Annotated in this window: 11 protein-coding genes; all 11 read left to right on the top strand. The window is 57.3% G+C overall.

Annotation, left to right across the window (positions count from 1 at the left end; all coding sequences use genetic code 11):
- The first annotated feature begins 332 nt into the window (after positions 1–332).
- Positions 333–917, top strand: coding sequence for an ANTAR domain-containing response regulator (locus tag ACR0EL_RS20380; RefSeq protein WP_480501861.1), 585 nt, complete (start codon positions 333–335; stop codon positions 915–917).
- Positions 914–2,083: an ABC transporter substrate-binding protein gene (locus tag ACR0EL_RS20375; protein ID WP_480501859.1), complete on the top strand. Its 1,170-nt coding sequence runs from the start codon at positions 914–916 to the stop codon at positions 2,081–2,083. Before ACR0EL_RS20380 ends, ACR0EL_RS20375 begins: the two co-directional genes overlap by 4 nt.
- Positions 2,084–2,354: 271 nt before the next feature.
- Entirely contained in the window at positions 2,355–3,719 is a 1,365-nt protein-coding gene (locus ACR0EL_RS20370; protein WP_480501857.1) for a CmpA/NrtA family ABC transporter substrate-binding protein, read from the top strand.
- 74 nt (positions 3,720–3,793) lie between these two features.
- The gene (locus tag ACR0EL_RS20365; RefSeq protein ID WP_480501856.1) at positions 3,794–4,876 is read left to right on the top strand and encodes an ABC transporter permease; all 1,083 of its coding nucleotides are present in this window, start codon (positions 3,794–3,796) and stop codon (positions 4,874–4,876) included.
- Between the two features lie 5 nt (positions 4,877–4,881).
- Positions 4,882–6,561 carry an ABC transporter ATP-binding protein gene (locus tag ACR0EL_RS20360; RefSeq protein ID WP_480501855.1) on the top strand — a complete coding sequence of 560 codons (1,680 nt, stop codon included), beginning with the start codon at positions 4,882–4,884 and terminating at the stop codon, positions 6,559–6,561.
- A gap of 4 nt (positions 6,562–6,565) precedes the next feature.
- Positions 6,566–9,001, top strand: a complete 2,436-nt coding sequence (gene nirB, locus ACR0EL_RS20355; protein ID WP_480501854.1) for a nitrite reductase large subunit NirB — start codon at positions 6,566–6,568, stop codon at positions 8,999–9,001.
- A complete protein-coding gene (gene nirD / locus ACR0EL_RS20350; protein ID WP_480501852.1) occupies positions 8,998–9,330 on the top strand; it encodes a nitrite reductase small subunit NirD in 333 nt (110 codons plus the stop codon). Before nirB ends, nirD begins: the two co-directional genes overlap by 4 nt.
- Positions 9,330–11,990 (top strand): molybdopterin-dependent oxidoreductase, encoded by a 2,661-nt coding sequence (locus ACR0EL_RS20345; RefSeq protein ID WP_480501851.1) that lies wholly within the window; start codon positions 9,330–9,332, stop codon positions 11,988–11,990. The genes nirD and ACR0EL_RS20345 overlap by 1 nt, the downstream gene beginning before the upstream one ends.
- Positions 11,991–12,901: 911 nt before the next feature.
- Positions 12,902–13,468 (top strand): hemerythrin domain-containing protein, encoded by a 567-nt coding sequence (locus tag ACR0EL_RS20340; RefSeq protein WP_480501849.1) that lies wholly within the window; start codon positions 12,902–12,904, stop codon positions 13,466–13,468.
- Between the two features lie 10 nt (positions 13,469–13,478).
- Positions 13,479–14,501 (top strand): glutathione S-transferase C-terminal domain-containing protein, encoded by a 1,023-nt coding sequence (locus ACR0EL_RS20335; protein ID WP_480501848.1) that lies wholly within the window; start codon positions 13,479–13,481, stop codon positions 14,499–14,501.
- A gap of 108 nt (positions 14,502–14,609) precedes the next feature.
- Entirely contained in the window at positions 14,610–15,977 is a 1,368-nt protein-coding gene (locus tag ACR0EL_RS20330) for a dipeptidase (protein ID WP_480501847.1), read from the top strand.
- The last annotated feature ends 12 nt before the right edge of the window (positions 15,978–15,989 follow it).

Genomic DNA, 15,989 nt, shown 5'->3' with positions numbered 1-15,989 from the left:
ATGACAGGTGCCCAAAGGTATTCCTCTCCGCCATCGCTCTCGCCGCCACTGTCATATTCTGGCCATGAAACAACAACGAGTCCTGAACCTAGCTGTCGGCCGTGTTGGCCCCACTTTTGTCGATGGCGATCTTGCGCGGTAGACGGTTCACCTAAATCGAATGCGCCACGGCGGCGCGCAAGGCAGATTTCTCTGATGGTATGTAGAAAATCTGTGCAGACATTCCGCTAAATGCAAAAAACAGATGATAATTTGGGCGAACCGTTGGCCCAATGAGGTATTTGACAACCTTGGAATTGCGATCACTGAGGCTTGAGCTCAGTTGAGTCTGCATGAAACAACACCTGACTGTCGTTGTCGTCGAGCAAAATCAAGAACGTGCTTTTGCAATTGTAGATGCCTTGAAAGAGGCTGGAGACGTCGATGTTTCTGTGATCGGCAGCGTCTCTGGCTTGGCACGCAAAATTGCAATGCATAGTCCAGACATTGTCCTGATCGATATCGACAATCCCTCGCGCGATATGCTGGAAGAACTGACCGTTGCTTCGGGCCCGTTGGAGCGTCCCGTGGCTATGTTCGTCTCCGGTGCGGCGGGCGGGTTAGCGAAAGCCGCCGTTGAGGCCGGAGTATCGGCCTATGTGGTCGATGGTTTGCGCGCCGAACGGATCAAACCTGTGATCGATACCGCAATCGCCCGGTTTCAGGTACTGCGCCAGATGCGGACCGAGCTGGCGGAAACCCGCCGTGCGTTGGAAGAGCGCAAAGTGATTGACCGAGCAAAGGGCTTGCTGATGAAAGCCAAGAGCATCTCGGAAGAGGAAGCCTATGCGTTACTGCGAAAAACCGCGATGAACCAAAACCGCCGTGTCGCCGATGTGGCCGAAGCCTTGGTGACTGCTTCGGGGTTGTTGTCATGAGAACTGTGACACTGCCCGTCGCGTATATGCCGCTTGTCGACGCCGCCCCGTTGATCGTTGCGCGCGAGATGGGGTTCGACCATGCTGAAGGCATCTCGCTGGATCTGCGTCCGGCCCCGTCATGGTCCTCTCTGCGTGACATGCTGGCTTTTGGACATGTGGATGCGGCACATCTGCTATCGCCTGTCCCCGTAGCGATGGCTTTGGGTCTTGGTGGCATTGCGACACCGCTATCCGCAGTGTCTGTCCTTTCCTTGAATGGCAACGTAATTGGTGTTGGAACGCAACTGGCTGAGCGCTTGACTGATCAGGGCTATGGCTTCGATTTCTCCGATGCCACCGCGGCTGGGGCTGCACTGGCAAAGGCGGCGGGTGACGTTCTGGTGTTCGGCGTGCCCTTCCCGTTTTCAATGCATGTCGAATTGCTGCGCTATTGGGTTGCGGGAACTGAACTGGCCTCGAAACAAGTCGAAATCCGCACCGTCCCGCCACCGCTGATGGCGCAGGCGCTTGCGGGAGGCGAGATCGATGCCTTCTGCGTGGGCGAGCCTTGGGGCTCATTCGCCGTAGATGATAATGTCGGCGCACTGCTACTGCCCGGTAAGGCGATCTGGACCTGCGCACCTGAAAAGGTATTGGCAGTCAGAAACGACTGGGCCGAGACCGAGCCGCATGTGCTTGGCAGCCTCATGCGGGCCGTTTGGCGCGCGGGACGCTGGCTTTCCAATACGGACAGCCGAACAACCGCGTCCGAGATGCTATCGCGCAAAACCTACCTCAATGTCTCACCAGAACTGATTGACCGTGCATTGATGGGCGAATTCACGATCTCGGCCCGCGGCGAGCAACGCCATGTGGATGGGTTTGTCGAGTTCTTTGACGGCGCTGCCACCTTCCCATGGCGTAGTCAGGCGAAATGGGTCGCGCATCAATTGGCGCAAAGAAACGGGCTGGACGCCGGGACTGCGGAACGACAAGCCGCCAAGGTCTTTCGCAGTGATCTTTATCGTCGCGAGTTGCAGGGGCTGGGCGTTGAAACCCCCGGCGCGTCAGAGAAACTGGAGGGGGCACTGCCCGAGTCGACGGCGGTTGCCTCTGCCAATGGAAGCCTGATTCTGTCTCGGAATGTCTTTTTCGATCGGCGCATTTTCGAGCCTGCGGGGTAAGTTTGCACAAATTTTTTGCGCCGCAGCATCTCTTTTTGCTGCATTGCAGAATTTTCAGAGTGAAAACGCCGAAAACTGATGACGTCCTGCTGCGCGACTGACTAAATCGGGGCATCGGAAGGCAACGACGCCTACCGACGGAATTCGCCCATAATCCAGGGCACCTTAAAAGAGCAAAGCCGCTCGACCATCCGCCACCTCCTCCCGGCGGACTGTGTCGGCGGCTTTTTTTGTTTGCCCAAGGGGTTGGGCTGAACCGAAAGGGATCGAGATGAAAAAGCTTCTTTTGGGCCTCGCCGCGACGACGGCGCTTGTGTCTCCAGCACTAGCCGAATTGGAACTGGAAAAAGACGAGCTGACCTTTGGCTTTATCAAACTGACCGACATGGCGCCGCTGGCTGTCGCCTATGAGAATGGGTACTTTCTGGACGAAGGCCTGTTCGTGACGTTGGAAGCACAAGCGAACTGGAAAGTCCTGTTGGATGGCGTGATCGACGGGCAGTTGGACGGTGCACATATGTTGGCCGGACAGCCTTTGGCCGCGACCATCGGCTATGGGACCGAAGCCCATATCATCACGCCATTCTCAATGGATCTGAACGGCAACGGCATCACCGTCTCCAACGAGATTTGGGAAGAGATGAAGCCAAACATCCCGGTGATGGACGACGGCCGTCCCCAGCATCCGATCAGCGCCGAAGCTCTGGCCCCAGTCGTCGAAAAGTACAAATCCGAAGGCAAGCCCTTCAACATGGGCATGGTCTTTCCGGTTTCGACCCATAACTACGAGCTGCGCTATTGGCTGGCCGCCGGTGGTCTGCATCCGGGCTATTACAGCCCTGAAAACGTGACCGGTCAGATTGGTGCTGATGTTTTCCTGTCGGTGACACCTCCGCCGCAGATGCCCGCCACTTTGGAGGCCGGTACGATCTACGGCTATTGCGTGGGCGAGCCTTGGAACCAGCAGGCCGTGTTCAAGGGTATCGGCGTTCCGGTCATCACCGACTATGAACTTTGGAAGAACAACCCAGAGAAGGTCTTTGGCATCACAGCCGAGTTCGCCGAAGAGTATCCGAACACCACTCTGGCCGTGACCAAAGCCCTGATCCGTGCCGCGCAGTGGCTGGATGAAAACGACAACGCAAACCGACCCGAGGCCGTCGAAATCCTCAGCCGTGCAGAATACGTAGGCGCGGACTATGACGTGATCGCCAACTCGATGACCGGCACGTTTGAATATGAAAAGGGCGACAAGCGCGAGGTTCCGGATTTCAACGTGTTCTTCCGCTACAATGCGACTTACCCGTTCTACTCAGACGCCATCTGGTACCTGACGCAAATGCGCCGCTGGGGTCAGATTCCGGAAGCTAAATCGGACAGCTGGTATGACGAGGTCGCCAAGTCGGTCTACAAGCCCGAGATCTACCTGGAAGCCGCGCGGCTGCTGGTAGAAGAAGGGCTGGCGAACGAGGCCGACTTCCCTTGGGAGAGTGACGGCTACAAAGCGCCGACCCCGTCCGAGGATATCATCGACGGCATCGCCTATGACGGCCGTACCCCCAATGCCTATCTCGAAAGCCTGTCCATCGGTCTGAAGGGTGAGCAGAAGATCGTCGGCTCCGACGTGCAAGGCTAGTTCCTTAAACGCCGCGCCCGGCCCTCGTCGGGCGCGAACCCCTAAAGTGCCCCGCCATCGCAAGGACACAACAGATGACAACGGTCGATCCCGAATTCAACGCAGACGCCGCCCGAGAGGCGCGCCGCACCCGCCTGTTCACCCGCATCAACGCCGCCGACAAATGGTTCCAGGTGCTGGGCCTCAGCTGGGCCACTCCCGTTCTGAAGGCCGCTGCCGGAGATAACCCGCGCGCTCAGATGACCGAGATCTGGCGGTTGCTGATCGTGCCGCTGTTATCGATCTGTGCCTTCTTGTTGCTGTGGGGAACTTTGGCCCCCAAGGTGCAGACTTCTCTCGGCGCGGTTCCGGGGCCGGCGCAGGTTTGGGAGGAAATGGTCAGCCTGAACGAGGATGCCAAGGCCAAAGCGGCCAAACGCGCGAAGTTCGAGGCTATGGTCGAGAAGCGCAATCAGAAATTCATTGACGCCGGCCAGCCGGAGAAAGTGAAAGAGGTCGCATTCACAGGTGCTCCGACCTATTACCAGCAAATCTGGACTTCGATCAAAACTGTGTTCTTTGGGTTTCTGATCGCCACTGTCATCGCGGTCCCACTTGGTATCGCGGCGGGCCTGTCCCCGACCGCAAATGCCGCGCTGAACCCGTTGATCCAGATATTCAAACCAGTGTCACCCCTGGCCTGGTTGCCGATTGTAACCATGATCGTCTCGGCCGTTTATGTCACCAATGACGGCTGGTTCGCGAAATCCTTCCTGATCTCGGCCATCACCGTCACCTTGTGTTCGCTGTGGCCCACGCTTATCAACACTTCTCTGGGCGTAGCCTCCATCGACAAGGACCTGGTGAACGTCTCCAAGGTGTTGAAAATGAACACCTATACCAAGATCACCAAACTGGTTTTGCCCTCTGCACTGCCGCTGATCTTCACCGGTCTACGTCTGTCTCTGGGTGTTGGCTGGATGGTTCTGATCGCGGCAGAAATGCTGGCGCAGAACCCCGGTCTGGGCAAGTTTGTTTGGGATGAGTTCCAGAACGGCTCCTCCAGTTCCTTGGCCAAGATCATGGTTGCGGTCTTCACCATCGGCATCATCGGTTTCCTGCTGGACCGAGTGATGTATGCGCTGCAATCCCTGTTTACCTTCACGAACAACCGGTGATCGAGATGAGCATTCTGAGCTTCAAGAACGCCTCGAAATCCTTCGGTGAAGGCACCGCACGCACTGATGTGCTGAAAGGTATCGACCTTGACGTGCAAGAGGGTGAGTTTCTGGTGATCCTCGGCTTCTCGGGCACTGGCAAGACGACCCTGATCAACCTGATGGCCGGTCTGGATACGCCAACCAAGGGCGAGGTCACGTTCAAAGGTACTCCGATCAAGGGGCCCGGCCCTGAGCGTGGCGTGATCTTCCAGAACTACTCGCTGATGCCATGGCTGACGGTCAGCGGCAATGTGGGGCTGGCGGTGGATACGGTCTTCCCCGGCCTCAGCAAGGCCGAGAAAGCCGAGAAAGTCGCACATTATGTGAAAATGGTAGGCCTCAGCCATGCTGCTACGCGCCGCCCGGCGGAACTGTCGGGCGGGATGCGCCAGAGGGTCAACGTGGCGCGCGCCTTATCGATGAACCCCGAAGTTCTGCTGCTGGATGAGCCTTTGTCGGCGCTTGACGCGCTGACCCGCGCCAATCTGGCAGATGAGATCGAACATATCTGGGAGGCCGACAAAAAGACCTGTGTACTCATCACCAACGATGTCGACGAGGCGATCATTCTGGCTGACCGTATCATTGCGTTGAACCCGGATGGTACGCTGGGGCAGGAGTTCCGCGTGTCGATCCCGAGACCGCGCGACCGGGGTGCAATGAACAACGATGAGACCTTCAAACGCCTCCGTGCCGACGTCACCAAATACCTGATGGATGTGGGGATCGAAGCCAAGGTCGAAGGCTCTCGAATCCTGCCGGATGTTACCCCGATCCACGGGGTTCCAACGGCGGTGGCCGAGGCGCAAAAGGGGATGATCGAGAACCGTTTCCTCGACTTCTCGCAGTTGCACAAGGTTTATCCTACGCCCAAAGGCCCCCTGACCGTGGTCGAGGATTTCGACCTAAAGATCGACAAGGGTGAGTTCATCTCACTGATCGGGCACTCGGGCTGCGGAAAGTCTACGGTTCTGACTATGGCAGCTGGGCTGAACGACATCTCGAAAGGCGCGATCAAACTGGACGGTCGTCACGTCGAAGGGGCTGACCCGGAACGCGCGGTGGTGTTCCAATCGCCCAATCTGTTCCCATGGCTGTCCGCCAAGGAAAACGTCGCGATTGGCGTCGACAAGGTCTATCCCAAGGCCAGCATGGCCGAGCGGCAGGACGTGGTGGAGTACTATCTGGAACGCGTCGGTCTGGCCGATGCTATGGACAAATCTGCCTCTGATCTCTCGAACGGCATGAAGCAACGCGTCGGCATCGCCCGCGCCTTTGCCCTGTCTCCCAAACTGCTGTTGCTGGATGAGCCCTTTGGGATGCTCGACAGCCTCACACGCTGGGAATTGCAGGAAGTCTTGATGGAGGTCTGGTCCCGCACCAAGGTCACCGCGATCTGTGTGACCCATGACGTGGATGAGGCGATCCTTCTGGCCGATCGTGTGGTGATGATGACCAACGGCCCGCAGGCGACGATCGGCAAGATCACCAAGGTCGACCTGCCGCGCCCGAGGACGCGTAAAGCGCTGCTGGAGCACCCGGATTACTACGCCTACCGGCAGGAGGTCCTCGATTTCCTCGAAGAATACGAACACGGCGCCAAGCCCAAAACACCCGCCCCCAAGGCGATTGCAGCGGAGTGAACCCATGAAGCAAAGACTTGTTGTCATTGGCGCAGGTATGGCCTCGGGCCGGGTGCTGGAACACCTGACCGACGCCGCGCCGGATGCGTTCGACATCACCCTGTTCAACGCCGAGCCGCGCGGGAACTACAACCGCATCATGCTTAGCCCGGTTCTGTCGGGCGAGAAAACCTATGAAGAGATCGTCACCCATGACGACGCCTGGTATGCCGAGCGCGGCATCACCTGCCGCTTTGGCGAGCAGGTGGTCAAGATCGACCGCGAGATGAAGGTGGTCGAGGGCGTCAACGGACATGTGCCCTACGACAAGCTGATTGTTGCGACAGGGTCAAATCCGTTCATCATACCTCTGCCCGGTCATGATCTGGACGGCGTGATCGCTTATCGCGATCTGGAAGACACCCAGCGGATGATGGGCATGGGTTCGGGCAACAAGGTTGTCGTCATCGGCGGTGGTTTGTTGGGCCTAGAGGCAGCAGCGGGTATGGCAGCGCATGGAGTTGACGTCACCGTCGTACATATCATGGGCCACCTGATGGAGCGGCAGTTGGACGAAGCCGCGGGTTATTTACTGAAGAAATCGCTGGAAGACAAAGGCATCAAGATTTGCCTGCAGGCGAACTCGAAAGAAATCCTCGGGGAAGATGGCAAAGTCCGCGCGCTGCTTCTGGACGACGGGACCGAATTGCCCTGTGATCTGCTGGTCATGGCCGTGGGTATCCGTCCGAACACGGCGCTGGCGCAAGAGGCTGGTCTGGCCACCGGGCGCGGAATCCATGTGGATGACCAGATGCTGACCTCGGACCCGGATGTCTACGCCGTGGGCGAATGCGTGGAACATGACGGGGCGGTTTTTGGCCTTGTCGCGCCGCTCTATGATCAGGCGAAGGTCGCAGCGCAGGCGTTGTTGGAGGAAGAGGCTGCATTTGCGCAGAAAACCCTCTCAACCAAACTGAAAGTCACCGGTTGCGACTTGTTCAGCGCGGGGGATTTCGCCGATGGCCCGGGGCGCGAGGATATCGTGTTCCGCGACCCCTCGCGCGGGGTCTACAAGCGCCTCGTGATCGAAGAGGATCGTCTGGTTGGCGCCGTCATGTATGGCGACACCGCTGATGGCAGCTGGTTCTTTGGCCTGATCAAGGACCGCACCAGCATTGAAGACATGCGCGAGACGCTGATCTTTGGGCTTGCCTATCAGGGGGGCGATACCGCGGACCCTCTTTCAGCCGTTGCAGCATTGCCGCCTGAGGCGGAGATTTGCGGCTGCAACGGCGTATGCAAAGGTGACATTGTCGAAGCGATCAACGCGGGTGCCAGCGATCTGGGCGCCGTGCGTGCAAGCACCAAGGCCAGCGCCTCGTGCGGGACATGCACGGGGCTGGTTGAGCAAGTTTTGCAGGTCACTCTGGGTGATGAATTCCAAGTGCCAGCGGCGCAACCGATCTGCGGCTGCACTGACCTGACCCACGAGGATGTGCGACGACTGATCAAAGGGCAGGAGTTGAAGAGCCAGGCCGCCGTCTGGCAGGAGCTGGGCTGGACAACGCCGAATGGCTGCCATGTCTGTCGCCCGGCAACAAACTACTACCTGTTGGCCGACTGGCCGCTGGAATATCAGGACGACCCGCAAAGCCGCTTCGTCAACGAACGCAAACACGCCAATATCCAGAAGGACGGCACGTTCAGCGTCGTGCCGCGCATGTGGGGTGGCATCACCAACCCCGAAGAATTGCGCGCCATTGCGGATGCGGCAGACAAATACGATGTGCCGACGGTGAAGGTTACAGGCGGTCAGCGTATCGACCTTCTCGGCGTGAAAGGAGAGGACCTACCCGCCATCTGGTCGGATCTGAACCAGGCCGGTCTGGTCTCTGGCCACGCCTATTCCAAAGGCCTGCGGACGGTTAAAACCTGCGTCGGCACCGATCATTGCCGGTTTGGCACGCAGGACAGCACGGGTCTGGGTATCAAGCTTGAGAAAATCCTGTGGGGGTCGTGGACCCCGCACAAGCTGAAACTGGCGGTGTCGGGTTGCCCGCGCAACTGCGCCGAGGCGACCTGCAAGGATATCGGTGTGGTCTGCGTGGATTCAGGGTACCAGATCAGCATAGGGGGAGCCGCCGGTATGGACGTCAAAGAGACTGAATTACTCTGTCAGGTCCCAACCGAAGACGAAGCGATCGAGGTCGTGATGGCCGTCACCCAGGCCTATCGCGAGGGCGGCAAGTATCTGGACCGCTTGTATAAATGGCTGGGAAAAGTCGGCATGGACTGGGTCAAGGCTAAGGTCGTGGAGGACCGGGAGAACCGTGCCGCTCTGGTCGAACGGTTCGAACTGTCCCAAAGCATCTACCGCAAGGACCCGTGGGCGGAACACGTCAAGGAAAAGGCGCAGACCTATGCGCCGATCGCAGATTTCACACTGGAGGCCGCGGAATGAGCTGGATCGACATCGGACATATCGAAGACATCCCCCTGCGTGGCGCGCGTTTGGTAAAGACGCATATCGGCTGCATCGCGGTCTTCCGCACCGCCGAGGCCGAGGTCTTCGCCGCCACCAACAGCTGCCCCCACAAAGGCGGGCCATTGTCCGATGGCATCGTGCATGGGCAATCTGTGACGTGTCCCCTGCACAACTGGGTTTTCGACCTGAACACTGGCGAAGCCCAGGGCACAGATGATGGGCGGATTGCAACGTATTCGGTGCGTATCGAAGACGGTCGAATCCTCTTGGATGACAGTGCGGTGACCCGTCGGAGCGCAGCCTGATGGACGGCACCGGCTTGCCAGAAGTTCGCTCGACCTGCGCGTATTGCGGTGTCGGCTGCGGCGTTCTGCTTCGGCCGGATGGTGCGGGGGGGTTGACCGTCGAAGGCGATCCCAACCATCCAGCGAACTTCGGTCGCCTGTGTTCAAAGGGTTTGTCATTGGGGGAAACTGTTGGTTTGGACAACCGCCTGTTGGCCCCGCGTGTGTTTGGACAGAATGTAGAATGGCACGATGCGCTGCAATTGGTTGCAGATCGGTTTTCGTCAACGATTGCCGAACATGGTTCCGACAGTGTCGCATACTACGTCTCGGGGCAGTTGCTGACCGAAGACTACTATGTCGCCAACAAGTTGATGAAGGGTTTCATTGGGTCGGCGAATATCGACACCAACTCGAGGCTTTGTATGGCTTCAACTGTGGCTGGTCACAAACGCGCTTTCGGCACCGACACGGTGCCTGGAACCTATGAGGATCTGGATGAGGCTGATCTGGTTGTCCTGGTTGGTTCTAACCTCGCTTGGTGCCATCCTGTTCTTTATCAGCGCGTCATTGCCGCACGGCGGAAGCGTGGCACAAAGATCGTGGTAATTGACCCACGTCGAACCGCAAGCTGCGATCAAGCCGATCTACATCTGGCGTTGCAACCTGGCAGCGACGTCGCGCTGTTCAACCGCCTGCTGAGCAGAGTTCACCAGACAGGGCACGTGGCCGCAGATTTTCTGGATCGCAGCGTTGGATTCTCGGAAGCCCTCGAGCTGGCACAGCTTGACGATCCTGACGAGACGGGGCTTACCTCAGATGAGATTGAAGCCTTTTGCGATCTGTGGATTGGCATCGAGCGCGTTGTCACGATCTTCAGTCAAGGCGTCAACCAATCCTCTAGCGGAACCGACAAGGTCAACGCGATCCTGAATTGCCATCTGGCCACTGGTCGGATCGGACGACCAGGAATGGGGCCGTTTTCGGTAACCGGTCAGCCAAATGCCATGGGTGGTCGAGAGGTTGGTGGCCTAGCCAATATGCTGGCCTGCCATTTGGATATCGAAAACGATGCCCACCGCGCAGCCGTCCAGAAATTCTGGAACGCACCCAAGATGCCGCAGAAGCACGGTCTCAAAGCTGTTGACATGTTTCGCGCCGTTGAAGATGGGCGGATCAAGGCACTTTGGATCATCCACACCAATCCAGCGGTTACGATGCCGGACGCCGATCGAGTCAAGGCGGCGATCAAAAACTGCCCCTTCACCGTTGTGAGTGACCTGACGGCCCAGACAGACACTGCGCGCATCGCAGATGTTTTGCTGCCAGCTGCGGGATGGGGCGAAAAAAGCGGCACAGTAACCAACTCTGACCGCACGATCAGCAGGCAACGTGCTGTTCTGACCCCTCCGGGACAGGCGCGCGCTGATTGGGATATCTTGGCTGATGTGGGTCGCCGCATGGGCTGGACAGAGGCTTTCAATTATGAATCTCCGGCGCAAATCTTTCGAGAATACGCGAACATGTCCTCGCTTGCCGTCTCATTTGGCAAGGACTTTGAGATTGCCGGGTTTTCGGACATCAACGACGAAGATTATGATGCGATGTGCCCGACACGGTGGCCCACGGCATCGCGGAAAGCTAACGGTCGCTTCTTCGGTGACGGGCAATTTTTTCATCCTGATGGCAAGGCGCGGTTTGTGCCCGTCATCCATCGTACGCCCAAGGCAGAGCCATCAGAACGCTACCCTTTCCTGTTGAACACAGGGAGAAATCGGGATCAGTGGCACACCATGACCCGATCCGGTTTGTCGCCTCGCTTATCGGCCCACCTAGCAGAGCCCTATTTGGAAATGAACCCGAAGGACGTTGATCAACTGGGGCTTGGTCCCGCCGATTTGGTCGAGGTTAGCAGTTCAGTCGGAAGCGGCATATTTCGGCTTCGCATCACGGAAACTATCGCACCTGGCAAAGTGTTTTCGCCCATTCACTGGACCGGCGAAACGGCCTCAGCAGCCCGTGTTAACGCAATTATTCCAAGTGTTACGGACCCGATTTCAGGGCAACCGGAGAGTAAGTCAACAGCGGTATCTGTTCGACTTATGAGTGCCGCATGGTACGGTTTCGCCGTTTCAGCTAATGCAGCGTCCCCTGACGCAGAGTATTGGGCGACTGCCAAGACAACCAACGGCTACAGGATAGAGTTGGCAGGGAAACAGCTCATAGACGACTGGGAAAGAACTGCTCGCGATTGGTTTGGTTTGCCGGATGCGATGGTGACTTCGGTAGAAGATCCCAAACGCGGATCTTACAGAATTGCGCTGTCAAAAGGTCAGCGCATTCTGGCAGTACTCTTTGTCTCGCGCCGACCTATCACCCTGATGCGAGACTATTTGGCAACTTTGCCCGAGGTTGCGCCTCAGCAGATTCTGTCGGGCCAGTCATCTGTTGATTCTGAGGATTGTGGCCCAATCGTCTGTTCGTGTTTCGAGGTTGGACTAAAAACCATTATCCGCGCCATTCATGACAAGCGTTTGATCAATGTGGACGATATCGGAGATGCCCTTAGTGCGGGAACGAACTGCGGTTCATGTCGGCCAGAGTTGGCTGACTTGGTCAAGGCGCATTCGAAATTGATCCGCAACAAGCCGAAGAAATGCCCGCAAGTACAATTGGGGTAGTCTCAAGATTCTCGTTACAGGATTGCTGTCTGTTTCGTTTGAGCAGCAAATTTCTTCTCTGACGTCACGCGCAATAGCAATGATATCGATCGGCCAACAGCAGTTCAGGGCCGCGCTCGGCAGCAAGGCGACGAATGTCGCTATTCGTTGAACAGGTTTGACAGATACCTTGTGGTCTGAGACGATCACAACATTCGCAAAGGAGATTCTAACAATGGACCAGCATACTTTCTGATCCCGCCGCGCACTGACCCGAAATGGCAGAATGCGCACCGAAACACTCCTGCGGAGGACTCTGACAATGGACACACGACGATAGCCCCTTTTGGGCATTGGTAGTCGTGCATCTGCGCGACTTAAGCTTCTTTTTGTCATGAGGTGCAATATGCCCTTCAAGCCACCAAAAATTACCCGCGAGGGAACCCTTCCTGCTGTGGAGGACACACTGAAATCTGCGAGGCCCGTGAAGGCCAAAGCCAAACTGCCGCGTGACCTGCGCAAGAAAATGCCACGGCGAGCGGCCAAGCGGATGAACATGCCCGGGAAAGCGGGCGGTCGTTAGAGACTGGTGCGGGGCGCGTTTTTCGCCCCGCACTTTTTATCTGAATGGTCCACGGCGAAGCATGCGCCCGAGAGTGCATTGCAAACCAGTGTTTTTACTGCAGTTCGGTACGGAACGGTTCGCACGAAACTCTGGTGCCAGTGCTCGATTTAGGCAGGTCTACGCTGGCGTTGGCGGCAAAGACAGCCTGTCTGACTTCACGCAACGTGACATCCCCAACTTAGATACGTGATCGCTGATCAAGGCAGCATGCACTTTGCGGGGTTCGCTGACGCATAGTCACTGTGCGTTTTGCGCTACTGGTGAGACTGATCCGAATTCCCACCTATGTCACGAAAGGAGACGACCGATGCTCGATACATACACCATCCGCCAAGACGATATGCCGAAAGAGATGCGGTTTCTCTTGGAAAAATACCCCCGCGACAGCTGGGATGCGCACCCTGGGTTCAAGGAAAAAACCAGGCATTGGCTCGGGGCACACCAGATGTTCCGCCGCCTGGCGGAACGTATTCGATTGGATTCGGAAGATGTGTTGAACAACGATATGGGGTTGGACGATTATGCTGGTCGGCTGTCCTACTATGGCGGCAATCTGGTCGGGAGCCTGCATGGTCATCACGGCTGGGAAGATCGCAGCTATTTCCCTGAATTGTCGGCTGCAGACCCGCGATTTGATGCGGGGCTTGAGCTTCTGGAACAGGATCACGCGGATCTAGACAAGGTGTTGGATGATTTCACCCGTACTGCGAACCGTGTGATCAAACTGTCTGCTCTGGATGAGGCCCAAGCCTATGATGAGGCCGGGCAGCTCCATGCGACAAGCAAAACGATCAAAGCGTTTCTGGAACGCCATTTGAGTGATGAGGAAGAATTGGCCGTACCAGTTATCTTGCATCACAGACTCAGAGGATGATGCTGACGTCATGACCGACACATCAACTGAAGAAGACCAGACTGCCATCGCTGAGCGCCGCGCACGAGGTGAATTTGTGCGCGGCGTCAGCGGCTTTCGTCATGCCATTGGTGATCCTGAGTTTCCTGCAGAAGCCCACCGGTATCACCTGTTCGTGGCGCTGAATTGTCCATGGTGTCATCGCGTGACCTTGGCGCGCAGTGTTCTGGGGTTGCAGGACAGTGTCACGATGGATGTGGCCTTTCCCAACCGCACTGGTGAAGACGATCCAGAAGGACCGAACCTGTGGGAGTTCGCGCCTGACCGCATTGCCTCGCTCACAGGCGAGACCTTGCCGGAGTGCACCGGAGAGACCGGAACTGGCAGAGGACTGCGCCTTGCCAAGGATATTTACCGTGCCGAAGGCTCCGAAGAGCAATCCCTTCCGATCCTTTATGATAAGAAATCAGGCCAAATCGTGAGCAACGAAAGCGCCGAAATTATCCGCATGTTGGATGTCTGTGCAGAGGCCCTTGGCGGCACCATCCCAGCAAAAAGGCGCGTGAGGCTTTACCCGGACGACGAAGCACTGCGCCAACACATCCATAACTTGAATGACTTGATCTACACGGCAATCAATAACGGCGCCTACAAGGCCGGGTTTTCATCTGACCAAACGATCTATGCCGCAGCATTTGACGCCTATTTCGAGGCACTTGATCAATTGGAGCAGCTCCTTTCTGATGGCAGGCCCTTTTTAACGGGCATTCACTTCTCAGAGGCCGATCTGCGCCTGTTCCCCACGCTTTATCGCCATGATCCTGTCTACTATGTGCGGATGAAGCTTAACGGAGCGCGGATATTGGATTATCCGTATTTATGGCGTTGGCTATGCCGTGTGTATGCACTGCCTGGAGTTGCCAACTCCGGATCCCTTGTGCATTGCCGCCAGGGATATTTCGGGCGCAGTTGGAATGGCGTTGTTCCCCGTGGGCCATCTAAACCAATGTCTTACCCTGAGGCCTATCTACGCCCTGATCTCGCAGTGCCGTAGGCGTCGTCAGTTTGGCTGTACATTGGGGTCAGGATGCACTGATTTCCGCAGGCTTGCGGGCCACGTCCAGTTTCGTAAGTTAGGCGCCAGCATCAGAGAGGGCATGGAATGAGCTGGACCGACTATCTCGACACACACCAATCGCGCTTTGTTGAAGAGCTGTGCGACTTCATTCGTATTCCATCGGTTTCAGCCAAACCCGAAAACGCGGGCGATGTTCGAAAGGCCGGGCAGTGGGTGGTTGATCGGTTGGTTGCGGCGGGAATGGAAAACGTTCAGATGATGGAGACTGCCGGTCATCCGGTGGTCTGTGCCGATTGGCTGCACGCCGGGCCTGATGCGCCTACGATTCTGATCTATGGCCATTTTGACGTGCAACCAGCCGAACCATTTGAGCTCTGGTCCTCACCTCCGTTCGAACCGACGATCCACGGAGATCGGATCTACGGGCGTGGGGCGACCGACGACAAAGGTGCCATGTTCATCCCGATCCTTGCGGCTGAGGCTTTGCTGGCGGAAACCGGGAAACTGCCAGTCAATGTGCGGTTTTTCTTTGAAGGTCAGGAAGAGATCGGGTCCCCTGACCTGCCGCCCTTTATCGAGGCAAATCTCGACCGGCTTCAGGCAGATATGATCTTTTCTGCCGATGGCAGTCAGTGGGATACCGAGACGCCGCAACTGGTCCTTGGTCTGAAAGGGCTCACTTCGCTTGAGATCTCGGTTCAGGGCGCGAAATCCGATTTGCATTCCGGTATGCATGGCGGCGGTGTCGCAAACCCAGCGATGGCGCTGGCCCAGTTGCTTGCCAGTATGAAATCGACCGATGGTCGCATCACGGTGAATGGTTTCTACGACGATGTCGTCGAGCTGACAGACGAAGACCGCGCGGCAATTGCGCGGGTTCCTTGGGACGAGGCGGCCTATCTGGCCCAGACCGGAGCGCCAGCGACCTTGGGTGAGCCGGGATATTCAACACGTGAAAATCTGTGGGCTCGCCCAACGCTTGAGGTCAACGGGTTGACCAGTGGTTGGCAAGGGGAAGGCACAAAGACCGTTTTGCCCGCGGTTGCTTCGGCCAAGATCACGTGTCGTTTGGTCGCCAATCAGAACCCCGAAAAGATATTTGATCTGATCTCGGCCCATGTTGAGGCTCATTGCCCGCCGGGTGTCACTGCTGAGGTATCGCGCAACCCCGGGCGCGCGGATCCGTTTCTTGTACCGGCCGGCCACAACGCAACTGCCATCGCGGGTCAGGTTCTCGAAGAGGTTTATGGCAAACCCGCTTACAAAACCCGCGTTGGCGGATCGATCCCTGTGATGTCGACCTTACTGGACGAGCTGGGTCTGCATGCTGTCATGTTTGCCTTTGGACATGAGGATGAAAACCAACACGCCCCTGACGAGTTCTTCCGTCTGCCAACCTTCAGACGTGGCCAAACGGCTTACGCCCGGTTGATGGAACGGTTGGGCGAATAGTGCGAACAGCCC

The sequence above is a fragment of the Ruegeria sp. AH12 genome, assembly GCF_056541465.1.
The sequence above is the reverse complement of the archived record's forward strand: the minus strand, read 5'-3'. Positions and strand labels throughout refer to the sequence as shown.

What these genes read in the sequence shown, in the direction of transcription:
- ACR0EL_RS20380 (WP_480501861.1), top strand. Translation starts at nt 333, where the DNA reads ATGAAACAACACCTGACTGTCGTTGTCGTCGAGCAAAATCAAGAACGT.
- ACR0EL_RS20375 (WP_480501859.1), top strand. Translation starts at nt 914, where the DNA reads ATGAGAACTGTGACACTGCCCGTCGCGTATATGCCGCTTGTCGACGCC.
- ACR0EL_RS20370 (WP_480501857.1), top strand. Translation starts at nt 2,355, where the DNA reads ATGAAAAAGCTTCTTTTGGGCCTCGCCGCGACGACGGCGCTTGTGTCT.
- ACR0EL_RS20365 (WP_480501856.1), top strand. Translation starts at nt 3,794, where the DNA reads ATGACAACGGTCGATCCCGAATTCAACGCAGACGCCGCCCGAGAGGCG.
- ACR0EL_RS20360 (WP_480501855.1), top strand. Translation starts at nt 4,882, where the DNA reads ATGAGCATTCTGAGCTTCAAGAACGCCTCGAAATCCTTCGGTGAAGGC.
- nirB (WP_480501854.1), top strand. Translation starts at nt 6,566, where the DNA reads ATGAAGCAAAGACTTGTTGTCATTGGCGCAGGTATGGCCTCGGGCCGG.
- nirD (WP_480501852.1), top strand. Translation starts at nt 8,998, where the DNA reads ATGAGCTGGATCGACATCGGACATATCGAAGACATCCCCCTGCGTGGC.
- ACR0EL_RS20345 (WP_480501851.1), top strand. Translation starts at nt 9,330, where the DNA reads ATGGACGGCACCGGCTTGCCAGAAGTTCGCTCGACCTGCGCGTATTGC.
- ACR0EL_RS20340 (WP_480501849.1), top strand. Translation starts at nt 12,902, where the DNA reads ATGCTCGATACATACACCATCCGCCAAGACGATATGCCGAAAGAGATG.
- ACR0EL_RS20335 (WP_480501848.1), top strand. Translation starts at nt 13,479, where the DNA reads ATGACCGACACATCAACTGAAGAAGACCAGACTGCCATCGCTGAGCGC.
- ACR0EL_RS20330 (WP_480501847.1), top strand. Translation starts at nt 14,610, where the DNA reads ATGAGCTGGACCGACTATCTCGACACACACCAATCGCGCTTTGTTGAA.